Annotated in this window: 18 protein-coding genes; 10 read left to right on the top strand and 8 right to left on the bottom strand. The window is 54.4% G+C overall.

Translation table 11 applies throughout. From position 1 onward, the window contains the following. Positions 1-39: 39 nt before the first annotated feature. From K239x_RS23560 to K239x_RS23540, 5 genes are all read right to left on the bottom strand, one after another. Positions 40-1347: a dihydroorotase gene (locus K239x_RS23560; protein WP_145420790.1), complete on the bottom strand. Its 1308-nt coding sequence runs from the start codon at positions 1345-1347 to the stop codon at positions 40-42. Next, positions 1344-2339 (bottom strand): aspartate carbamoyltransferase catalytic subunit, encoded by a 996-nt coding sequence (locus K239x_RS23555; RefSeq protein ID WP_145420789.1) that lies wholly within the window; start codon positions 2337-2339, stop codon positions 1344-1346. Before K239x_RS23555 ends, K239x_RS23560 begins: the two co-directional genes overlap by 4 nt. A 200-nt stretch (positions 2340-2539) precedes the next feature. Then, positions 2540-2974, bottom strand: a complete 435-nt coding sequence (locus tag K239x_RS23550; RefSeq protein ID WP_145420788.1) for a DUF423 domain-containing protein — start codon at positions 2972-2974, stop codon at positions 2540-2542. Beyond that, positions 2971-3345 (bottom strand): response regulator transcription factor, encoded by a 375-nt coding sequence (locus K239x_RS23545; protein ID WP_419189321.1) that lies wholly within the window; start codon positions 3343-3345, stop codon positions 2971-2973. The genes K239x_RS23550 and K239x_RS23545 overlap by 4 nt, the downstream gene beginning before the upstream one ends. Positions 3346-3596: 251 nt before the next feature. Continuing rightward, on the bottom strand, positions 3597-4478 hold the full coding sequence (locus K239x_RS23540; protein WP_145420787.1) for an alpha/beta hydrolase: 882 nt from the start codon (positions 4476-4478) through the stop codon (positions 3597-3599). A gap of 492 nt (positions 4479-4970) precedes the next feature. On the opposite strand from K239x_RS23540, the gene K239x_RS23535 reads away from it, so the two are divergent. Beyond that, on the top strand, positions 4971-7550 hold the full coding sequence (locus tag K239x_RS23535; protein WP_145420786.1) for an SHD1 domain-containing protein: 2580 nt from the start codon (positions 4971-4973) through the stop codon (positions 7548-7550). Between the two features lie 55 nt (positions 7551-7605). On the opposite strand, the gene K239x_RS23530 is transcribed toward K239x_RS23535, so the two are convergent. The 3 genes from K239x_RS23530 to K239x_RS23520 all read right to left on the bottom strand — a co-directional run bounded on the left by K239x_RS23530 (position 7606) and on the right by K239x_RS23520 (position 11723). Continuing rightward, positions 7606-8592, bottom strand: coding sequence for a malate dehydrogenase (locus K239x_RS23530; protein WP_145420785.1), 987 nt, complete (start codon positions 8590-8592; stop codon positions 7606-7608). A gap of 158 nt (positions 8593-8750) precedes the next feature. Next, positions 8751-10166 carry a hypothetical protein gene (locus K239x_RS23525; RefSeq protein WP_145420784.1) on the bottom strand — a complete coding sequence of 472 codons (1416 nt, stop codon included), beginning with the start codon at positions 10164-10166 and terminating at the stop codon, positions 8751-8753. 78 nt (positions 10167-10244) lie between these two features. Beyond that, positions 10245-11723: a hypothetical protein gene (locus tag K239x_RS23520; protein ID WP_145420783.1), complete on the bottom strand. Its 1479-nt coding sequence runs from the start codon at positions 11721-11723 to the stop codon at positions 10245-10247. A gap of 291 nt (positions 11724-12014) precedes the next feature. Here K239x_RS23520 and K239x_RS23515 point away from each other — a divergent pair, with 291 nt between their 5' ends. The 9 genes from K239x_RS23515 to K239x_RS23475 all read left to right on the top strand — a co-directional run bounded on the left by K239x_RS23515 (position 12015) and on the right by K239x_RS23475 (position 21186). Continuing rightward, on the top strand, positions 12015-14981 hold the full coding sequence (locus K239x_RS23515) for a tetratricopeptide repeat protein (RefSeq protein ID WP_419189320.1): 2967 nt from the start codon (positions 12015-12017) through the stop codon (positions 14979-14981). Between the two features lie 107 nt (positions 14982-15088). Beyond that, a complete protein-coding gene (locus K239x_RS23510; protein WP_145420781.1) occupies positions 15089-16168 on the top strand; it encodes a tetratricopeptide repeat protein in 1080 nt (359 codons plus the stop codon). A gap of 47 nt (positions 16169-16215) precedes the next feature. Beyond that, positions 16216-16818, top strand: coding sequence for a hypothetical protein (locus tag K239x_RS23505; protein WP_145420780.1), 603 nt, complete (start codon positions 16216-16218; stop codon positions 16816-16818). A gap of 300 nt (positions 16819-17118) precedes the next feature. Then, positions 17119-18012: a MotA/TolQ/ExbB proton channel family protein gene (locus K239x_RS23500; RefSeq protein WP_145422535.1), complete on the top strand. Its 894-nt coding sequence runs from the start codon at positions 17119-17121 to the stop codon at positions 18010-18012. Positions 18013-18015: 3 nt separating this feature from the next. Then, positions 18016-18453 carry an ExbD/TolR family protein gene (locus K239x_RS23495; RefSeq protein ID WP_145420779.1) on the top strand — a complete coding sequence of 146 codons (438 nt, stop codon included), beginning with the start codon at positions 18016-18018 and terminating at the stop codon, positions 18451-18453. Then, positions 18450-18926, top strand: coding sequence for an ExbD/TolR family protein (locus K239x_RS23490; protein WP_145420778.1), 477 nt, complete (start codon positions 18450-18452; stop codon positions 18924-18926). The genes K239x_RS23495 and K239x_RS23490 overlap by 4 nt, the downstream gene beginning before the upstream one ends. Before the next feature lie 138 nt (positions 18927-19064). After that, positions 19065-19655, top strand: coding sequence for an anthranilate synthase component II (locus K239x_RS23485; protein WP_145420777.1), 591 nt, complete (start codon positions 19065-19067; stop codon positions 19653-19655). After that, positions 19652-20236, top strand: a complete 585-nt coding sequence (locus K239x_RS23480) for a DUF447 domain-containing protein (protein WP_145420776.1) — start codon at positions 19652-19654, stop codon at positions 20234-20236. Before K239x_RS23485 ends, K239x_RS23480 begins: the two co-directional genes overlap by 4 nt. Then, a complete protein-coding gene (locus K239x_RS23475; RefSeq protein WP_419189319.1) occupies positions 20233-21186 on the top strand; it encodes a GHMP family kinase ATP-binding protein in 954 nt (317 codons plus the stop codon). The genes K239x_RS23480 and K239x_RS23475 overlap by 4 nt, the downstream gene beginning before the upstream one ends. Position 21187 lies beyond the last annotated feature (1 nt).

Genomic DNA, 21187 nt, shown 5'->3' with positions numbered 1-21187 from the left:
ATTCCTGGCGACCGACAGAGGTCTGCTTGATGCGAAAAGCTATGCCAGGTGCTGAACGTCGGCGTTGCGATGGTAACGCATTTCGCCGCTGACCATCGCGTGGGACACAACACCGGTCAGTTTCTGATCGTCCATCGGACTGCTGACGCACTTGGAAATGAACTGCGTCGGGTCAACGACCCAGTTGTGATTGGGATCGATGACGATCACATCCGCCTTGCTGCCGACAGCCAAGTCGCCACCCGGTACGCCGGCGATTCGCGCCGGAGCGGCCGAAAGTCGATCAATTGCGGTCGGCCAATCAATGATGCCTGGCAAGATCAAATGCGTGATCACGGTGGCCAATGCGGTCTCCAGCGATGACAAACCAAAGGGAGCCTGGTCCAGATCGTTCATCTTCTTTTCGCGGCTGCGCGGCATGTGCCCACTTTGGATGGCGTCGATCGTGCCATCCGCGACGGCTTGGCAAAGGACTTCGACGTGTCGTGGACTTCTTAGTGGCGGTCGCACTTTATATTTGGCGTGATAAGAACGCAGTTGCACATCGGACGAACACAGATTGTGCGGACACACAGACGCCGTGACTTTGACGCCGCGTTTCTTGACTCGCCGTAACAAGTCGACTGCACCCATGGTGCTAAGGGGGCCCACATGCAGACGCCCCGAAGTCGCTTCGGCCAGTCGTACATCGCGTGCGACAGCTAGGTCTTCGGATTCGGTGGGTAGCCCACGCAAACCCAATACCAGTGAAACTTGGCCATCATGCATCACACCACCTTCCGCCAATCCTGGTACCTCAGGACGATCGAAGACGGGCAAGTCGAACATGCGGCAGTATTCTAGCGCGCGTTTCATCAACGCGTCGTTGCGCTGCGCGCGTGGGGTGTCACTGAAGGCCACTGCACCCGCTTGAGCCAGCAGTCCCAGTTCGGCCATCTGTTCGCCGCGACGTCCTTTGCTTAAGCATCCGATCACGTGCACGCGTGCCCCGCGCGAAACAGCTGCTTTTTGCCTTACAAATTCCACTGCGCCTGGTGAGTCGATGACAGGATTGGTGCTTGAACAGCACAATACCGACGTGAATCCTCCTGCCAAGGCGGCGTGGCTTCCCGATTGGATGGTTTCGTCTTCTTCGTGTCCGGGTTCACGCAGTTCCGCGCCAAGATCGATCAGCCCGGGCGCGACGATGTGGCCACTGGCGTTAATGTGTTGGCAGTCGGTGGGGATGTCACCATCGCTGGGGTCGATCGCTGCAATGCGATCGTCGATGACGAGCAGTCGGCCAACCCGGTCAACGTTTTGGTTTGGGTCGACGATGCGTCCATCGTGAATCAAAATGGCGTTCATGATGTGATTCCTCTTTCTCGTTCGTCGGCACCAGCGAGCAACCACAGTGCGGCCATGCGGACGGCGAGTCCATTGTTGACCTGCTCCAAGATGACGGAGTGTTTTCCGTCGGCTACTTCGGGCGTGATTTCGACGCCGCGGTTGATCGGTCCAGGCGCCATGATCAAAATGTCGTCTTTGGCGCGCCGCATGCGGTCGACATCCATCGCGTACAAGTTGGCATACTCGTGGACACTGGGAAATGGCTGGGTGTTTTGGCGTTCAAACTGAACTCGCAGCAAATTCAACACATCACAACGCGGTAGGATGTCGTCCAAATTGTGGGCTACTTCAAAGCCTAGTTCTTCCCAGCGGTCACTTACCAAGGTAGGTGGGCCACACACGATGACATGTGCCCCTAGTTTGCTCAGCCCCCAAATATTGCTGCGGGCGGTGCGACTATGATTGATGTCTCCGACCAAGGCGACGGTCAGTCCGTCAAATTGTCCGCGGTGCTGGCGGATGGTGAGCAAGTCCAGCAGTCCCTGCGTGGGATGTTCGTGAGGACCATCGCCCGCGTTGATGATGCAGCACTCCAATTCACGAGAGAGTAAATGCGGCGTGCCAGGTGTGCTGTGGCGAGTGACGACCCAGTCGACGCCCATGGCCTGAATGGTTTTGGCTGTGTCGACAAATGTTTCGCCTTTGGCAACGCTGCTACCACTGCTACCAAATTCGACGGTGTCGGCGCCCAAGCGTTTTGCCGCGAGCGAAAAACTGTTTCGCGTCCGGGTGCTGTTTTCAAAGAAAAGGTTTGCGCAGGTTTTGCCAGCCAGCAACTGAACTTTGCGCCGGCACCCTCCAGTCAGCTCTTTCATTTGCTGAGCGACGTCCAGCAAAGTGCGGATTTCGCTCGCCGAAAGACTTTCTAAATCCAGGAGATGGCGCCGCTGCCAGGATGCGGGGAATACCAGGGATTCAGGAGAGGTTTCAAAAGTCGGAGGTTCAGACATCTAAGTCAGGTCAATCTAGGATCGAAGCGGTGCGTGTCTGATGCGTCACCGTATCGAAATCCCCTTTGCTCCAACAGTCCCCCATGGCTGCGCGGTTGCGGAGAAGACGCGATCGTGGAGAACGTTCGATCGATGGCGATGGATCGTGCCATTCGTGTCTGGTGATGATCGAGGCCAGTCGGGAGGACCTGCCGCGGTGATCAGGAAGTGCGATCGTCCGCAGCGGCGTCGTAGCTTCCTTTGCGTTTTCGCGATAACAGCGGCAATGAGAGCCACGCGAAAATCCAGGTCAGGCCGCCAATCGGAGTGATTGCTCCCAGCCACGGTGTGTCGGTTAGTACCAGCAGATACAGGCTGCCGCTGAAGATCAGGATTCCTAGGGCAAGGAGAGTCGCGATGACCATCCGCATCCGTGACGATCCGAATGGTAGGGACGCTAATGCCAAGATCGCGATGGCGTGGTACATGTGGTAACGCACTCCCACGTCAAACTGAGCCAGACGCTGTTGGAGTTTTTCGTGACCTTCCAAATATGACTCCAGACCGTGAGCTCCAAAGGCACCGATCGCGACTCCGCTGGCACCTAGGATGCCGGCTAGGATCAAAATTCGGCGCGAAAGTGGGTGGTCGATCACTTGTTTAGCAGATCATCCACGGCGGTAAGCAAGCGGTCCATTGGGAAGGGTTTGTGGATGTAGTCGCAGACGCCAAGCAATTCGGCGTACGCCTGGTGACGGCTCCCTTCGTTGCCCGTGATCATAATGACGGGCAGCAGATTTTCGCGAACGCGGCGGAGTTTTTCTAAAACAAGAAACCCGCTGCGTTTGGGCATCATCATGTCCAAAATCATCAGGTCAGGGTTCTCGCGTTCGGCTAACGCTAGCCCTTGGTTTCCGTCGCGAGCGACGACCACTGCGTAGCCAGCACCTTCGAGCGCATAGCTGACCGTTTCAATGATCTCCGAATCGTCATCGACGATCAGGATCTTTTTATTTTTGGAATTCACAGCTGCGGACGCGGGGGCGGCGTTTTTTGCAGCATCAGATTTGGGGTCTTGTTCAGCCATCATCTTTCACGGGAGCTTCCACGATCGACATGCAATCCGTAGCGGAATAAGCACAGCGACAGTGTAACCCGATCGTGACGTCGATGTTCGGTCGCAGACAAGCGAATCTCTTCGGAGAACGACGAAAAAAGACGCCGATTTCTTCGATGCGTAAGGTCTTACGCACAAAGTAACAGGAGCGGTGATCCCCCCTAGTTGTCGGAAAAGCCAACCTCGCTGGTTTCGCAAGATTCGTCGGCTGACAGAGGTTGCCCCGCAACGATCCGATTCATAATCCACTGATTGACGTCCGACAGTGCGACGGTATTCATTTCGTCGTTGTCTTTGTACTGACGCACGTCGACTTTGGCGTGGATAAGCTGTGCTTGTGAAATGTCGTTTTGCAAAGCATCCTCGGAATACAGGTCCGCTTCGATCGCCCATTGCCAGAGCATTGGCAGTTTTCGCTCGCGAATTTCTTTCAGATCGCCGTAGGCACGTCCGCCGCTGGGCATTTTTCCGCCCAACGAAATCACACCCGCAAACCGATTGGGGGCACGCAATGCAATTCGCATCGCCATCGTCCCACCGCTTCGGTAGCCGGCCAGAACAATGCGTTGGTCGTGAACACTGTAACGGTCAAATACTTCATCAATGCCGCAGAGTACTTTTTCGTAGGCCGAATCGACTGCCGACGCGGAGGCGTGCCACTGAAACTGGTGCCCTACCGAATCCATCGCGCGTGTCCCACGGATACCTGTGGCCAAGTAATTGCGTGTGCTGATGTGCGGAATCACGTGGTCAACTTGGTTTTCGTTGAACCCATCGCTGTGAAGCCAAACAATCAGCGGATACCGGTAGTTTGGCTCATAATGAAGCGGCAAATAAAACGTTTGAGGCGACTGAAGGTCCGCTCGCACGTTTTGAAGATCGAATTTTTTCTGGGTGCTATCTGCGATCAACGGGGCAAAGTCGCATTGAACAACTTTGTTTTGGTCCAGGTCAGCTGAATGACTTTGCGATGGCTTTTGAGAAGCGTGGTTGGAAGAAGCCGAAGAAGATTGCCAAGAAACCGAAGGATGAAATCGACTCATAATGACTTGGTGAATGAGAAAACCGACTGGAATAAATCGTCGAAATCACTGCTAATTCGACGTCACGCCTGAGTGAGCTGTTTGCTGACGATTGCCAGTAAATGCAAACCGAAGAGGCTTCCTAATTGCCACGGCTAGAAAAGTACGCCCTCGTGGCGGGTTGTGTCAACGCTGAAGAACAGAGCGAGCGAGCAAAAAGATGATTTCGCACCGCCGCTGCAAACAGGAGTTGTGATTCAGCCCTTCACAATAATGTTTTTAAACCGAGCCTGGACAACTCTGCCAAAACGAAGACGAGGCTTCGCAGAGAAATTAAAAGCGCAACCGTGATAGCATTGGCACCAAAACGGAGCCAATTTTGCATTGAAATCGCCTTGCTTGATTCGACTCGTCAGCTGGCGATAACTATAGTGTTGCCGCCCCGCATGCAAGCATTTGCGTGGTGTTGGTAATTTTTGATTTCGAAAAAATCTTAAGCAGTAGGCGAGCGTTTTGAACTCTTTGTCTTTTTGGCGTCCTGTCGCGAGTGTGCTGTTTCTGGTGGTTTGGATGGGGAGTGATTGCGCGGGATTCACCAAGATTCCCACGCCCATGGAAGTGTCATCGACGGCGCTGACCGAAGACGGTCAGTACTTGCTGCTGGCTCACAAAGCGAGCAGCAAAGTCAGTGTTTGGAATGTTGCAGCGCAGGTCATTGATCGCACCATTGATTGCCCAATGCCAGGTCCAATGCTGTGCCGTGGTGACAGGGTGTTTGTCGCGAATATTGGCAAAGGCACTTTGTCGGTCTACTCCCAGTCATCCTGGCAGTTGGTCAACGAAATTCAGACGCCCAGCGCTGGGGAATTGGTCCTTTCGGCACCGCAAGGCAAGTACTTTGACGATCGGATTCTGCTGACGACATTCATTGATCGAAACCTATCCAAGCTGTATGCGTTGGACATCAAAAACGATCGCTACGATGCGTTGCAGGACTTGGGTGGTTCAATGGCGTTCACGGTTGGCTACTCCGGCAAAGTCTGTTTGGAGCAAGGGCAGATGGGTTTTAGTCCTCAAGGGCGATTGCACGCCAAGGGCTCATTCGATGCGATTGTCAATCAACGTGCGGTCCAGGACTTTGGCCGCAATGGAGATACCAACCCATTGCTCTACCAAGTTCGTGATAGCGAGTTTTGGTTTGCCGGCAACAAGCTGTTTCGTGGTCTGCCGCCCAAAGAGGTTGGTGAGGAGCGAGGACGAGTCTTGGTGCCGGATCATTCGGTCGATTTGATGTACGCCATCGCTCCGCAGCAAATCGTCGCGACTTCACTGACGGGGAGTATGGCTGAGGTTGGGCAAAGGAAAATTTCGTTTCCTAAGTCGTTCGAACGAATGCGTCCCAAGAGCAGTGGTCGTGGTCGCCGCGGTAGTGAGGACCTTCAGCATGCGGCGGTGACGCTGGGTGATCGCTTGTTCGTTTTTCTCTACGCCGAAGAAAGTGGAAATGTCTATCACGAACAGCTCAAGGCATTCCAGCAGTCGGCCGCACCGAATCAATCGGTCGCAGCTTCGGTGCCTTCTGTGCAGCGCGATGAAATACCCAGCCAAATCGGGCTGGGGCAAACCGTGTCGCTTGCTTTGCTGCCCGATGGTGGCCAAGGCGAATTCAGTTTGATTCAGGGGCCACAAGAAATACAGATCGATGAAAGCGGCAAATTTACGTGGACACCTATCGCCAAGGATCTCGGTGAACAACGAATCAAGATCCGCACGGTCATCGATGGAAAAACGGACTTTTTGCGGCTGAATACGTTTGTCGTGCCAGGCGATGTGTCCAAAGCAGGCGGTGCGATGGTCGCTGCTTCGCCAGGCTCAGAGACTGGCGATTTTGCGAGACTTCCGGTTTCGATGGCGATTTCGTCGACGGTGATTTCCGAGGATGGTGAGCGACTGGTTCTTGCTCATTTTGCCAGCGATAAATTGACCATTTGGAACGTCATCGAAAAGCGCGTGGAAAATACGATCGAGTGCCCTTCGCCGGGGCCAATGATTTCACGACGCAACTTGACTTACGTTGGCAATCATGGGCAAGGCACGATTTCCGTTGTTGATCACAACAAGGCCGAGGTCACCAAAACGGTCGACGTTGGCGAAAGAATGATTAACTCTCTGTCGGCGCCGCAAGGTCGGTACTTTACTGGCGCGATTCTGGTGACATCGCATATCGATCGAAATGACGGCAAGTACACGGTCGTCGATACACGACGGAACCGTTTCAAGGTGTGGCACCCGATTCGTGACGATGCGACCGCAACGGTCAGCTACAACGGAAAATTCGTGATCACGCAGGCCGGCGGTGGCAGCGCATCCGGTTCGGTCGATGTGCACAGTACCTTTGCACAAATCGCGGCGGGGCGTCCGACCCAGACAATGCAAAAGAAGAGCTGGGAATCGATGCCTACGATTCGGCAGGTCCGCGACAATGAATTTTGGTTCGGCAGTAAGTGGCTTTTTCGTGGGATGCCTCCCAAACGAACCGGCGAAGAACAGCGAGAAATCATCGTCGGCGACCGAGCGGTCGATGTTTTCTATCGCATCGAACCGGAGATGATCGTGGCGACTGCGTTGGATGGATCCGCCACAGAATTGGGACGCAAGAAAACGGCATTTCCACCTGAATTCGAGCGGATGCAACCTGGAAATCGGCGCCACAATTCCGGGATTGACCATTTTGATCGTGACCATATCGCGGTGACGATTGATGGTTCACTGCACCTGTTTTTGATCGCCCCAGATCAAGGCAACGTTTACTACCAACAGTTGCCAGCCTTTCGTTCGCAAACATCGCGTCGCGGCGCGACCCGCCGTGCTTCGGGAGCGCCTACCAATCCAAAGCCGCTGATGGTCGAATCAGTGCGAACGTGGAACGATCAGAGCGGCAAGTTTTCGATCGAAGCAACTTTGATTCGCCAAGAAACCGGCAACGTGTCGCTCAAGCGAACCGATGGCACCGTGATCACTTTGCCAGTGTCTCGATTAAGCGATCAGGATCAGTCTTACTTGCAGGAACGTAGGTCATCGGCGGGGAAATAGTCGCAGCGAATGGCTGGTCAATGTGTCACCGATGACCTTCATTTGGCTGTCGCTACTAGAGCAAGTCAGCGACCGTTTCGCGTTCGCCGCGAAGTTCCGCGACGGTGGCGTCTAGCTTGGCTTTGGCAAATTCATTGTGGTCAAATCCTTGAGCGATCTTCCACGTTTTGCCATCGCTGGTAAGTGGGAACGAACTGATCAGTCCTTCGTCCACTCCGTAGCTGCCGTCACTGCAAACCGCGGCACTGAAGGTTTCGCCCGCTGGTGTGGGCGTGACAATTGCTTTGACGTTGTCGATCAGAGCATTGGCAGCTGATGCGGCACTGGATGCACCACGGGCTTCAATGATGGCAGCACCACGTTTTTGAACGGTCGAGATGAAATCTCCTTTCAACCAATCGTGATCCGAGATGACATCGGTCGCTGCTTTTCCGCCGATCTTGGCATTGAAAAAGTCGGGGTACTGGGTTGCTGAGTGATTGCCCCAGATCGTCATGTTCTGCACGTCGGCGACTGCGACACCGGCTTTGTTGGCCAACTGCGAAGTCGCGCGGTTTTGGTCCAACATGGTCATGGCGTACCAGCGATCGCTTGGGACGTCTTTGGCGTTGTTCATCGCGATCAAGCAATTCGTATTGCAAGGATTGCCAACGACAACGACCCGGACGTCCGAAGCGGCTGCTTCTTGGATCGCCTTGCCCGTGTTTGTAAAAATCGGTCCGTTGATTTTGATCAGATCGCCGCGTTCCATGCCTTTGCCGCGAGGCACACTGCCGACGCATAGTACGAAGTTGCAATCGCGGAAACCATCGTTCAGGTGATCTGTGTCAGCTTTGACGACACCAGCGAGTGTCGGAAACGCACAGTCGTCCAGCTCCATGTGAACTCCGTCCAATGCACCAAGGGCGGGCGGGATTTCCACGAAGTGAAGAATGACTGGCTGGTCAGGGCCGAAGACTTGGCCGGATGCGATTCGGAATACAAGTGCGTAGCCGATTTGTCCGGCAGCACCAGTGACAGCGACACGAATGGGAGTTTTCATGAGATCATGGCGAAAGTGAGCGACGACGAAAACGCAAAAAACGATTGCTTTGCGCGATATCTATCGTCTCGCAGTGATCGGCTCGGTCAAGTAGGGGGCCGCACGGGGACGCCGAAATGCGAACGTCACAAATCGAGTGTGACAATGTGACCAGCTGGTTAAGTCAAATCGCTGGGCAGTTTGACCTGATCGGATTCGCGTTGTTTTCGTTTTTCACGAACCTCGTGATCGTCGCTCGACGTGAATCGAGACCAAACAAACGTTGCCAGGATTCCGCCAACGATCGCAACGGCTGCGATAAAACCGAAAATCTCTGCTCCGATCCCGCCTTGAGCCACCGAAGCACGATCGGTCATGCGAGCCACCATCAATAGCGGCCCAACTTGGTCGCCTCCACCGCGGCGGTCCATGAAGTCAGTCGAATAGCTCCAGAGTCGAAAAAAGAAACCTTCGATCTGAACCGGACGCGAGATCATCGCAGTGACGACTTCGCCGTTTTGCTGTTGGCCAATCGCGTTGGTCAAAAACGATGGAAGCTCTTTCATCACAAGCGAAACAGGGTATGTGCCGTTGAATTCAATCGGCTCTCTCGGATCGTCTTCCTTGCGAGGCATGCGGACAATGATGCCGTCTAAATCACCGTTGGCATCTACTTGGTAGTAGTGGTCGCTGCCCAGCTGATCTTTGCGTTTGGGATCGGTGACAGCGACTCGAGTGACGCGAACTGTTTGAAGCCGCATTCGGACCCAATCGCCGACGTGGTCTTTTGGTTTTTGCAAAAGATCGATGGGCTGAATCCAGATCGGATCGGTTTGAGCAGCCGCCGGTGTTCCGCCGATAGTCTGGCTGACCGATAACATTTGGTAGAACGCGTCATTGTCTTCCGGCGCCAAAGGCAGCTGATTTCGCGAAGCAACCTGAGCGAGTTCGCTGACGTCGACACCGGCGTCGGACAGCAGTTGCCAGCCGGGGCTGGCGGGCGTTTTGGGAAACCATTTCAGTGGTGTCGATACGATCGCACGCAACCTGTCGTCGGTGCCATCGCCCGGTTCGATCAGGACCCCTGCTGCGTCAACGCGATCGCCCGCCTTTGCAGCCGAAGGTAATCGACGTGCGATTACGTGAACCGGTTGGGATGCGTCTGATTCCAGCTGAATCAAAACGTCTTGAAATACGGGGAACTCCAGAAACTCGACCAACGACTCGGGCACACGCAGCGTGCGAATCGAAGCAATGGTGCCTTGGATGCGGATGGCATCTCCGATTTTTGCCGCACTACTATTCTCCGATTCTCCGGTTTTTGGTCTGCCGGTTTCTGCCTTGCCGGCTTTGCGAACGACGGCGTCGCGGCTGACGCTGCCCATCCGATAGACCATCTTGGCCAATTCGCCAAAGGATTGGGAGTCGCTTGGTGGATAAGCAGCCTGAATGCGTTTCTGGTCAAAGCCACTTAGCAGTTCAATTACCGATACCGAGTCACCGGTCCGGACGGATTCGTCGCCCGTACCGTGGCTGGCAAATCCAGGCAGTAGCAGCAGCAGGAGGCAGGCGGTCAGGCATCGTAGGAGTGTCACGCGGTTAGCCTTTGGCAATTCGAATTGGTCAGTCGGCAATGTTCGCAGAGTGTTCTTAGCGTCATCCAGCGAGGCAGCCTATTGCGGGCGGTCGATAGGATTGTCCGGCGCGGTCGATGATTTAATCAGCGATAGGTCTGGTCCGGGGCGATTCGACTGCCGGAGTTGCCGCGAACGACGTGCGGACACTTTGGTGCGCCACATCACGCTGGCTGCGAAAGTGAGACCTAACAACGAGGCGATTGCAGCAATCAAAAGAAAGTCGCCGCGCGCGGTCGTGCCGGTGATCGATCCCGCTTTGCGAGTCGAACGCTCCTTTGCGTTTGCCTGCCGATTCCGAAGTCCCAAGACGCGGCCGATGATGACGGGGGCAGCGTCCGCGCCGAATTTGGATCCGTAGGCCAGTCGTTTGAAAAACCGACCCACGACTTTGATCTCGGGGCCTTTGTAGACGTTTGTTTCTCCGTCAATCTTGGCGACAGTGGCCGGGACGTCCGGAACGATTAGTACGAAAGGTCGATCGCCACCGTTGCTGGGGCGTACCCAAAGTTCCCAGTAGTGGTCGACGCCGAAGGGGTTTGCCGCTGCTACTTTTTTCTCTGCGCGAACAACTTGCCCGCCAACACGGACACGTTGGCCCAGGTAGGTTTTGGGCTGTTGCATGAGCGGCACGACCGACACTCCGATCGCTCCATCGGTTGCCAGCTGGGGGGCCAGATCCAGTTGGCGATAGAAGGCATCGAAGTCGGCTGATCGCCAAACGGCCCCGTCGACCACACGGTCTGTTGCAGCTTGGTCTAGCTGCGCCAAAAAAGCCGACAAGAAATGCGAGTCGATTGCGGCGTCATTTCGTTTCGGTTGACCTTCTTGATGGGGTGGTTCGTCGCCGAGCGTTTTGTCAGCGCCAGGAGCCGAACCCAATGTGGTCGTCGTGTCCGAGTAAGCGCCGGCAAAAATTTCATCGTCTGCTGCATGCCGCTCGCCAAACCGACGAAAGGTCGCGACCCAAGCCAAGCGTTGCTCGTCGTCGATGCCTTCGGTTTGTTGGACCACATCGATCATGGCAGACACCATCGATGCGATCACGTGAACTGTTTCGTTGGACTGCCACTGGTCCAGCACGACGGTCCATTGCCGTTGTTCGTTCGGGCTCAGCGACTGTGTGATCAGATTGGCAACCGACCGACTTTCTGTTGAAACTTCTGAAAGTGGAATTCGTCGCTGGGCGGCATCGTCAGCCTGAGTTTCAGTCTTATCGTTTGGGGCTGTACCGTCATGTGCTGGCACTGCAGAGGGGGGGACGGCAGCTTTTGAAGCCGCTGTCGTTGCCAGGTCCGAATTTGTTGTGCTGTCGTCGAGATGGTTTTCTTCGTTTCCGAAGAAAGTTTCGTACACGTCCGGATGGCTTGCTTGCTTCATCACCACGACTACCAGTGCCAAAGCGACGCACAATCGGACGAGCCGTCGGTAAGGTTGGCCGTTGGGTTGTGACGATTGGCGCGATTGCCCACGCCTGCCATAAAGCGATTCATCGTTAAGCTGAGAGGGAATTCGCATCAGAAAAGCACTGGTGGGACCGGGCGGCGCTTGAAGGACTGTGCATGCCACTTTACCCTAGATATTGTGGCCGATTGAATCACAAAAGCACGAATGCCTGAACTGTTTGGCAATGGTTGTCACGGATTTGGCGGGCGGCGTCAGGAAGATGACGATTCAATGATGACATAATCGTAGGCCACATCGCTACTCATCTGATATTTGACCGCCAAGCCTGCACTGTCCATGCCATTGCTCAGCCGCCGATTCTGGTCTGCTTGTTTTCTAGCCGCTGTCGTTGCAAACGTCAGCGTGACTTCCCATTTCGCGCGGGCGGATGGCGAACCGGCAGAGGACTTTCTGAAACGGTTGCGTGCGGCTCGCTATTTTGACACCGCGATCGCTTACTTAAACCGCTTGGACCAGTACCCTGGCGTCGACCCCGAATTGATGAGCGCGGTATCGCTGGAAAAGGCCCAGACGTTCATTGATGCCGCCGTTGCGTCGCGAAGCAACCAGGAGCGGGAGCAGTTCTTGGACGATGCCGAGACCAGCTTGAGCGAATTTCTGCAGAAAGCCAATCACCCACGTGCGTCCGAAGCGCAGATCCAACTTGGAAAGCTACAGTTGTTTCGCGGCAATCAAAGTTTGATGGGCGAAGTCGATGCTGAAAAATCCGAACAGGCACGCAAGCACTACCTCGCGTCGGTGAAAACGTTCGATGCTATTATCGAAAACTTGAAGGCAAAGCTTGCCGAGATGAAGGGCCAGAAGATTGACCCGGACAATGAACCCGAAAAGGCGTCGCTGCGAGACACCTACCGATTCGAGTATTTGCAAGCACAAGTCAGCGCGGGCGAAACTCGCGTGCTGGCGGCCAAGACATTCGACGATCCCCCGAAGCAAGCCAAGCCGATTTTGGATGAGGCTCTTAAACGCTTCACCGAAATGGCGGACAAGTACGCCAATTATTCGCAAGGCGCGATCGCGACGCTGTACTTAGGGCAAATTCAAGAGTTGCTTGGCAACAAGTCCAAAGCGATCGAGCACTACAAGGAAATGGTCGAAACGATCGACGCCGATCCGTTGCGTGACGCCAAGTTCGAGGCTGCGGCCGGTTTGATCAATATTTATATGGGCGAGTCGCCATCGAAATTCCAAGCGGGAATTGATGTTGGCAAACCGCTGGAAAAAGGCATCCGGCCAAACGAAAAAACGGCCACCAGCGTGCAACGCTTGAGAGTGGCTTTGGCAAAAGCCTACCTCGCCAAATCGGTGGACAAAGACAATCAAAAAGCCACGGACATGAAACGCGCAAAGTCCAGTGGTCGCACGTTGCTCAATGAGGCTGCCAAGATACCTGGCGCGCACACCGAAGAAGTCAAGCAACTGCTCTCCGGACTGGGGATCACTCAAGAGGAAGCAAAACTGCCTACCGCGGAACAACCCAAAAGTTTGCAGGACGCTCTCGATTCGGCCCGCACGATTCTCGCTGCAACGCAAAACATCGAAGAGTCGTTGAAGTTGCTTGACCAAGAAAAAGAGACCGACGAACTGAAGGCTCAGAAAGAAGCGTTGCAGGACGACCTTCGCAACACCTACAGCATTGGCGTCCAAATATTGCGGGCGGGTTTGGGGATGGCCCATTCGCGAACCGATACCGGTTTGCTTACGCAAGCAAGGCACTTTTTGGCTTACACGCTGTATCGTCAAAAACAGTATCGCGACACTGTCGTGGTGGGGAGCTATTTGGCACGCAACGCACCGGGCACCGAAGCAGGATTGCAAGGCGGGCTGTGGGCGCTCACATCGCTGCAGTTTTTGTTGATTGATGTCCCCAAAGACGAAAATGATGGACTGCTGACTCAACTGGAGCAGCTTGGCGATTTCCTGATGGAGACTTGGCCCGACAATCCCGACGCCGCCAAAGCGCAGGGAGTCCGTATTCAGCTACTGCTACAAAAAGATGACTACGAGGGAGCCAAGAAGCTGATTGCCGAAATGAAGAAAGGCCCCGAACAAGGCACCTTTCAGCGACTGCTGGGGCAACTACTTTACAACCGGGCACTGAAGATGCGAATCGATGGCAAGGGCGATCAAGCCGCACCGATTGTCGCTGACGCTGCTCAAGTTTTGCAGACGGGATTGGATTCGATTTCCGGAAACTTGATCCCGGGCGAAGCCATGCAGGCGGCGGTCGTATTGGCACGTGTTTACCAAGAACAAGACAACAGCAGCGAGGCGATCAAGGTTCTTGATCATCCCCGATACGGGCCGATGAAATTGATCAAATCTCAGGGGCCGCCCAACAAGAACTTTACCGGCGACCTCTACAGCATTGCGATCAAAGTTCTGTTTGCCGAAATGATCGCCGCCGACGATCCCGAAGCATTGTTGAAACGGTCAACCGGAGTGATGGAAGAACTCCGAGCGGCGTATCCGGGCAAGACCGGGCAGGAAAAACTCAGTCGCATTTACCGCCGGATGGCACAGGACTTGAGCAATGAACTGAAAACGGCACCTCCGGCCAAGAAGGACAAGCTGATCAAAGTTTTCAAAGTGTTTCTGCAGCGAATGGTTGAAACAACGAATGACGAAGCCACTCTGAATTGGGCCGGGCAAACATTGATCGTGATGGGCAAAGAAGCCATGCCGCCAGGCGCATTCAAGGCGACCGGTCAGGCTGCTGAATTGATCCAATCCGCCGCCGATATTTTCAAGAAGCAAATGGGCAATGATCTGTCGAAACGGTATCAGTACGCCAGCGCACTGCGATTGCTCGGGCAGTACAAATCAGCCCTTTCTGAATTGGAAGCCATCTTGAAGCAAAACCAAATGATGCTGGACGCGCAGATCGAAGCCGCCTTGGCCTACGAGTATTGGGCCGGCGAGCAAAAGAACGCGGGGCTTTCGTCGCGTGTTTACAACGCTGCACTTTCGGGTGGTCGCCCCGGTGCCAATGGTAAAAACGTTATCTGGGGCTGGGGTTTGATCAGCAAACAGACCAATGGTCGAAAAGAGTTTCGCGACAAGTTTTTTCAGGCCCGTTACCACGTCGGGCTGTGCCGATACTTGGAAGGCAAAAAAGCCAACAAGAAGGCGACCATGTCGCAAGCGATCAAGGACATCACACAAATTGAAGCTCTTTACCCAGACATGGGCGGCGCCGAGCAACGCGCAAAGTTTGATGCGTTGCTAAAAGAAGTCCAGAAAGCCGTTGGTGAAAAGCCAACTGGCTTGAAACCGTTCAAGCCTGCCGCGGCCAAAGCAGCGGCATAATCACCCAGCGTTTTGCCCTGCGAACCTACACAACCCATTGCGATCAACGCGAATTCATTTCGCCGCACAATTTAGAATCACTTTTTCGATACGCCTGTTAACTGTCTATGAACGATCTTCGTCTAACTGATTCTGGTCCAACCGACCGACTCTTTTGCATCCAACGCATCGCCACGATCACCCTGGCGGTCGCCTGTTGCTTCGTTTCCGCCCGGCAAGCACACGCGCAGAATGACCAAGTCTATGTGCAAAGCAGCACCAAGTCGCAACGTGGCCAGATCGAAACGGTCACTAAGAACGGCATCGAATTGAAAATGGGCGGCAACGTCAAAAAGTTTCCTGCCGGAGACATCGCCAAAATTCTGTTGCAAGGCGATCCAAGCGGGCTAACCAAAGGACGTGAGTTTGCGTTGGATGGTCAGTACGATCAGGCACTTGAAGAGCTGGAAAAGATCGACATCAGCAAAATCAAACGCGATCTTGGAAAAACCGATGCCGTGTTTTACATGACGTTGTGCAAGGCCAAGATGGCTTTGGCAGGACGCGGCGACAAAGGCGAAGCCGTCAAAATGGCAATGTCCTTTGTTCAGCAAAACGGAGACTCGTGGCATTTTTATGATGTCGCCAAATTGCTGGGTGATTTAGCGCTCGCAATGAACAATCCTCAGCAAGCCGCACGTTTTTACGGGTCACTTCGTAACGCCCCGACGACGGAGATGAAAATCGACTCCGTTTACTTGGTCGGGCTCACCATGCTTGCTCAAGGACAGAATAGTGAGGCGCTGGCCGAATTTGACAAGATCATTGGAATCAAAGCCGCCACGCCTGGAGCAGTACGGCTGCAGACGCTTTCCAAAGCGGGGAAAGCTGTCGCGTTAGCAAAGAGTGGTCAGGGCGCCGAAGGTCTGTCACTAGTCAGTTCTTTGATCGAAACGCTTAACCCGACCGACGTCGAAATGGCGGCTCGGATCTACAACGCACAAGGCGATTGCTACGTCGCATCGGGAGACAAAGAAGGCGCGATCATGGCCTATTTGCACACGCACCTGATGTTTTCGACTGAGCCGGGGGCCCATGCAGAAGCCTTGTCCCATTTGGTTGAACTGTGGCCGACGGTTGGCAAGCCTGAGCGAGCGGCCGAAGCAAGACAAGAGTTGCAGAACCGCTATCCGGGATACGGCAAGTAACCCGGTGGCAGGAAGTTTCCTTTACCATTGAAAACGAACTCCTCGTGATGGACCAAAATCCGTACGCCGTTACGACGGCTGATCCGTCTCGCGACAATTCGCAGTTCGCGTTGCCGCCGCGGACGGTCCGTGCCAAGGTTTGTCTTTTTCTGGTCGCCGCTGCGATTCCGCTGATGCTGCTGGGGACCACGCTGGCGTTTTTCGACATCGAGTCAATCATTGGTAGCGGGCCTGTAATGCTGGTCTACGGTTGCGTGTTGTTTTATGTGACACTGCCCGCCGGGTTACCACGGTTCCGTTGGTTCGCCTGGGTTTGCTTGGTTTTTCCGGCGGCGATCTTCATGCTGATATTTTTGCTTAGTTGGTCGCCCCAGGAAGCACAGCAACCGGTATCGATCACGATTGCCGTCATGACACTGTTTGCGTTGGCCGGTTTGGCGGGATCGCTCATGGCGCACCAGACTGAAAAGTCGGAAATGGCTTTCGTCGATTCCCTGCAAGATATTGATCAGCTGCGTGATGCTGATGCGGCCAGCGAGCAAGACAAACCACCCGTGCCGTCCGAGCTGCCTGTTGGGCCAGCTGTCGACCCCGACAACCCACTGCTTGCCAAACCACTGGTGGCCAGCGACCAGCCCTGGAAATTTTGACGCTCTGGCCAAGGCATGCCGCCGGTCACTACAAATAAGCGGCCAATTCAAACGTGTTCCTGTGCGTTTGTTAGACTATTGTGTTCTAAAGGGCTTGAGTTGCTATGACGCGGTTTTTTCCGGCCAGTTTGCGAACCTCAATGTTCTCCAAGTTCTTGGCGACCCCAATCGACTTCTCTTAAATCTTAAGCTCCCCCCTTTTACAACTCATGGAGTGCTCCGTTGATGTCCAACGCTAGTGGTTCCCCTCGCCGCAATGATGTCGGCAATGCTTCGCAAAACAAAGCTTCGGCCGATCAGATGCACGAAACCGCACTTGCTCGCAGCCTTGCACTCTCTCCAACCCTTTCGATCCGTGCCGCTCTGTGTTTGATTGCGCTGTTGACGTCGTTGGGGCTGACGACAATGTCGATGGCTCAAGATGACGCCGCCGACGAATTCGCTGCTCCCGCACCGGCTGCTGTGGCGGACGACCCAGGCGCAGGCGACGCCGCAGCTGGTAATGCTGCAGCAGGAGGGGCTGCTGCAGGCGATGGAGCGGCGGCGGGCGCCGAAGATCAAAGTTTGCTGATGTGGATCATCGATTCGCTCGGCTACATGTACTTGCTGATCTTTTTGGCTTTGTCTGTCACGTTGGTGTCCCTGTTTGTGATGAACATGCTGGCCGCTCGCCGCGAGACGCTATGCCCCCAGGAGCTGGTCGAGAGCTTTGAAGAAAAACTGAATGAAAAAGAGTTTCAAGAAGCCTATGACATGGCACGCACCGACGAGTCGGTTCTTGGTCAGGTCCTTTCGGCCGGCCTAGCAAAACTGTCGCGAGGCTACAACAAAGCTCTCGAAGGCATGCAAGAAGTCGGCGAAGAAGAGAGCATGAAATTGGAACACCGCTTGAGCTACATGGCTCTGATCGGCAACCTGAGTCCGATGATCGGATTGTTTGGAACGGTTCAAGGTATGATCGCGTCGTTCCGCGTGATCGCGACCAGCCCGTCGGCACCTAAACCAGCTGACTTGGCAAAGGGGATTTCGACTGCGTTGTTCACGACCTTGGTTGGATTGGCGATCGCGATTCCAGCGATTGCGGCCTACAACATTTTGCGAAACCGCGTCGCACGTTTGCTGCTAGAAGTCGGCGTGACCAGCGAAAACCTGATGAGCCGATTTGAGGATTTCACGCCCCAAGAAGGTGAGTGATCGATGAGAGTAAAATCGAAGAAGCCTGATTTGGCCGAAGGCGATTTGACGCCGATGATCGACATGACGTTTCAGTTGATCGCCTTTTTTATGGTGTTGATTAACTTTGCGCAAACTGAATCCAATGACAAGGTTGTGTTGCCATCGAGCCAGTTGGTGAAGCCGCCTGAGGCGCCGTTGGATTTCGCCATCATCTTGCACGTTGCTAGGGATGGAGAAGTCATTTTGGGCGGAGACAGCTTTACCGCGGACACGCTTTCGACCGGACTGAAGCAAGAATTGGCCGTGATGCGGGCCGAAGACAAAGGCCCACAAGACGCCAACATTATCATTCGTGCTCATCAAGATACGGCGGCAGGTGATGTCCAAGAAATCATCAAGGTCGCACAGGACGAGCAGTTCGTTAACTTTGCCCTGCGAGCCAAGGAGGATCGATCATGAAAATCCGCAACAAGGCTGAGCAGGAGAAGCAAGAGCTGAACATGACCAGCATGATTGACATCGTCTTTCTGCTGCTCGTGTTCTTTGTGATGACGTTCAAGATCGTCGAAATGGAAGGTGACTTTAGCATTCGCATGCCGCTGGCTGGTGATAGCAGTGCGGTGTCGGATCCGACAGACTTGCCGTTGAAATTGCGCATGCGTGCTACGCCCGAAGGATCGCTCGCGTCGATGTCGCTTAACGAGATCGACATGGGGACGGACTTTACCGCGCTGCGTAGCCAAGTGTTGCAGCTGGTTGGGACGGGAGCACCTGCCGAAGGTAACGATGGACCCGAAATCGAAATCGATACCGACTACAACTTGCGGTATGCGTACATCATCGAAGCGATTACTTCTGTCAGCGGTTACAAGAATGGTGACGAGATCATCAAACTGATCGAAAAAGTCAAATTCGCCAAGCCACGTCGTTAGCAACAGTTGGACGGTCGGCTTGGCGAGGCACCACCGATGCCCTGGTTATTGCGGAGTGTCCTGTGTGCCTGGGAGTGGATTGTCTACCTTGTTGAAGCAGCCAATCCACCTTTTTTATAACGACTGTTTTCTGCAGCCATGATTCTGTTGCTGGACAATCACGACTCCTTCGTCCACAACTTGGCGCGATTCTTTCGCATCGCTGGTTGCGAGACCAAGGTCGTTCGAAGTGATGCGATTGATCTTGCAACCTGCACTTCGCTACGACCGACAGCCATTGTCTTGTCGCCAGGGCCCAAGGGGCCTCAGGATGCTGGCTGCAGTGTGGAAGTGATTCAGGGAATCGACGAACGTATGCCGATCCTGGGGGTCTGTTTGGGCCATCAGTCCATCGCAGTTGCATTTGGTGGCAAGGTGCATCAATGCGGGCCGATGCACGGCATGGCCACCCAGATCCGACATGATGAGCAAGGTGTTTTTAAGGATTGTCCATCGCCGATGTCAGTCGGTCGGTACCATTCGCTAGCGATCGATCAATGTTATTTGCCTGACGAATTAGAAGTCAGTGCGACGACCGAAGATGGGATCATCATGGGGGTCCGTCATCGAACACGCCCGGTTTTTGGCGTCCAGTTTCATCCTGAATCGGTCCTGAGTGATCACGGCATGAAGGTCATTGAAAACTTCGTCACGCTCACATCCCATGTTACTGAATCGGCCGCGTCATGATTTTGGAATCAATTGTTACGACCGTAGATTTAGCAGGACGAATCAACATCGCTCCGATGGGGCCGACCGTGGCCGGCGATTGGGAGAGCCCCGAGTTTCTGTTGCGTCCGTTCAGTTCGTCTCGTACGTATGCCAACTTGCAGGCGACCAATCATGCAGTGATTCACGTTACCGATGATGTGCAGCTGTTCGCAAAGGCAGCTGTCGATGCGATCGATGATCTGTCTGCACGCGACTTGGTTCGCAGTATCCAAAACGACGCTTGGTGGATTTTGAACGATTGTCATCGGTGGTTTGCCGTTGAAATTGAATCAAAAACAGGGCAAGAGCCACGCATCGACATGCATTGCCGGATCGTCCATAGTGGCGTCGAACGACCGTTTTTTGGTTTTAACCGAGCAAAACATGCCGTGATCGAAGCAGCTATTTTGGCCACGCGCACTCACTTGATTGCTGCGGACGAAATCGCCGATCAGATCGCTCGGCTGACACCTTTGGTCGAAAAGACGGCCGGCGAAAGCGAACGAGCGGCGTTTGCGTTTTTATGCGAAACGATAGACCAGCGAACCAGCGAAAGATGACCTCGCCCTCTGATCATTTCGGCAAGACCGTACGCATCGCTACTGGATCGCGTTTGCATTTTGGGCTCGTTGATACCGCGTCGCCATTTGGCGGTGTGGGCGTGATGATTGATCGTCCGGTCACGGAAGTTGTCGTCACTGCTGCAGAGCAATTTTCTTGCACTGATTCGACCAATCGTGTGAGCGACATCGCCGATCGTCTGTGCGAAGTGCTTGGCCTAGCCGAACGCCCAGCTTGCCGTATTGAGATCATGCAGCGAGCACCGTCGCATCACGGACTTGGCACCGGTACGCAGCTTTCAATGGCTGTGGCAGAATCGATGGTGGTTTTTCTGGGAGCCGATCTTTCCGGAGAGCTGTTAACGACCGAGATCGCTGATCGTGGGAAACGATCGGCCGTTGGCAGCCACGGGTATTTTCACGGAGGAATGATTTACGAATCATCCGACGAAGGCCATTCGCTCAATGCAATCGTTCAGCGCGCCGAACTTCCCGATCAATGGCGCGTTCTTGTGTTGCGGCCTACCGAATCCGCTCCGACGGTTAGCGGAACCGACGAACAAAATCAGTTCGATCGGCTTGGTAGTGCTCCTGCATCGCAGCGGGAACGCTTGCAGAAAACAGTTGGCGAGGAATTATTGCCAGCCGCACTGAGCTGTGATTTTGAAGCGTTTTGTGATTCTCTTCATCGCTACAACCATGACAGCGGGCTATTGTTCGATCGCGTGCAAGGAGGGCCATACAGTAGTCGGGCCATCGCTGATCTAGTCGATCTGCTGCAATCGAGCGGAGCCACCGGTGTCGGTCAGAGCAGTTGGGGGCCGAGCGTTTTTTGTTGGTGCGAATCGGACGGCTCCGCCGACGAACTGATGCAGCGGCTGCAGGCGACCGGAATTCGGATTCAAAAATGCCGCGTCGAAAATCAACCGCGTCAGATCCAAGTGACTTAGG

It is taken from the genome of Stieleria marina, assembly GCA_007741555.1.
GTDB lineage: Bacteria > Planctomycetota > Planctomycetia > Pirellulales > Pirellulaceae > K23-9.
The sequence above is the reverse complement of the archived record's forward strand: the minus strand, read 5'-3'. Positions and strand labels throughout refer to the sequence as shown.

Bases quoted from the DNA above. Each gene is read 5' to 3' on its own strand.
- K239x_RS23520 (WP_145420783.1), bottom strand. From the start codon at position 11,723: ATGCGAATTCCCTCTCAGCTTAACGATGAATCGCTTTATGGCAGGCGT.
- K239x_RS23560 (WP_145420790.1), bottom strand. From the start codon at position 1,347: ATGAACGCCATTTTGATTCACGATGGACGCATCGTCGACCCAAACCAA.
- K239x_RS23510 (WP_145420781.1), top strand. From the start codon at position 15,089: ATGAACGATCTTCGTCTAACTGATTCTGGTCCAACCGACCGACTCTTT.
- K239x_RS23505 (WP_145420780.1), top strand. From the start codon at position 16,216: ATGGACCAAAATCCGTACGCCGTTACGACGGCTGATCCGTCTCGCGAC.
- K239x_RS23475 (WP_419189319.1), top strand. From the start codon at position 20,233: ATGACCTCGCCCTCTGATCATTTCGGCAAGACCGTACGCATCGCTACT.
- K239x_RS23485 (WP_145420777.1), top strand. From the start codon at position 19,065: ATGATTCTGTTGCTGGACAATCACGACTCCTTCGTCCACAACTTGGCG.
- K239x_RS23555 (WP_145420789.1), bottom strand. From the start codon at position 2,339: ATGTCTGAACCTCCGACTTTTGAAACCTCTCCTGAATCCCTGGTATTC.
- K239x_RS23500 (WP_145422535.1), top strand. From the start codon at position 17,119: ATGCACGAAACCGCACTTGCTCGCAGCCTTGCACTCTCTCCAACCCTT.
- K239x_RS23540 (WP_145420787.1), bottom strand. From the start codon at position 4,478: ATGAGTCGATTTCATCCTTCGGTTTCTTGGCAATCTTCTTCGGCTTCT.
- K239x_RS23480 (WP_145420776.1), top strand. From the start codon at position 19,652: ATGATTTTGGAATCAATTGTTACGACCGTAGATTTAGCAGGACGAATC.
- K239x_RS23495 (WP_145420779.1), top strand. From the start codon at position 18,016: ATGAGAGTAAAATCGAAGAAGCCTGATTTGGCCGAAGGCGATTTGACG.
- K239x_RS23530 (WP_145420785.1), bottom strand. From the start codon at position 8,592: ATGAAAACTCCCATTCGTGTCGCTGTCACTGGTGCTGCCGGACAAATC.
- K239x_RS23490 (WP_145420778.1), top strand. From the start codon at position 18,450: ATGAAAATCCGCAACAAGGCTGAGCAGGAGAAGCAAGAGCTGAACATG.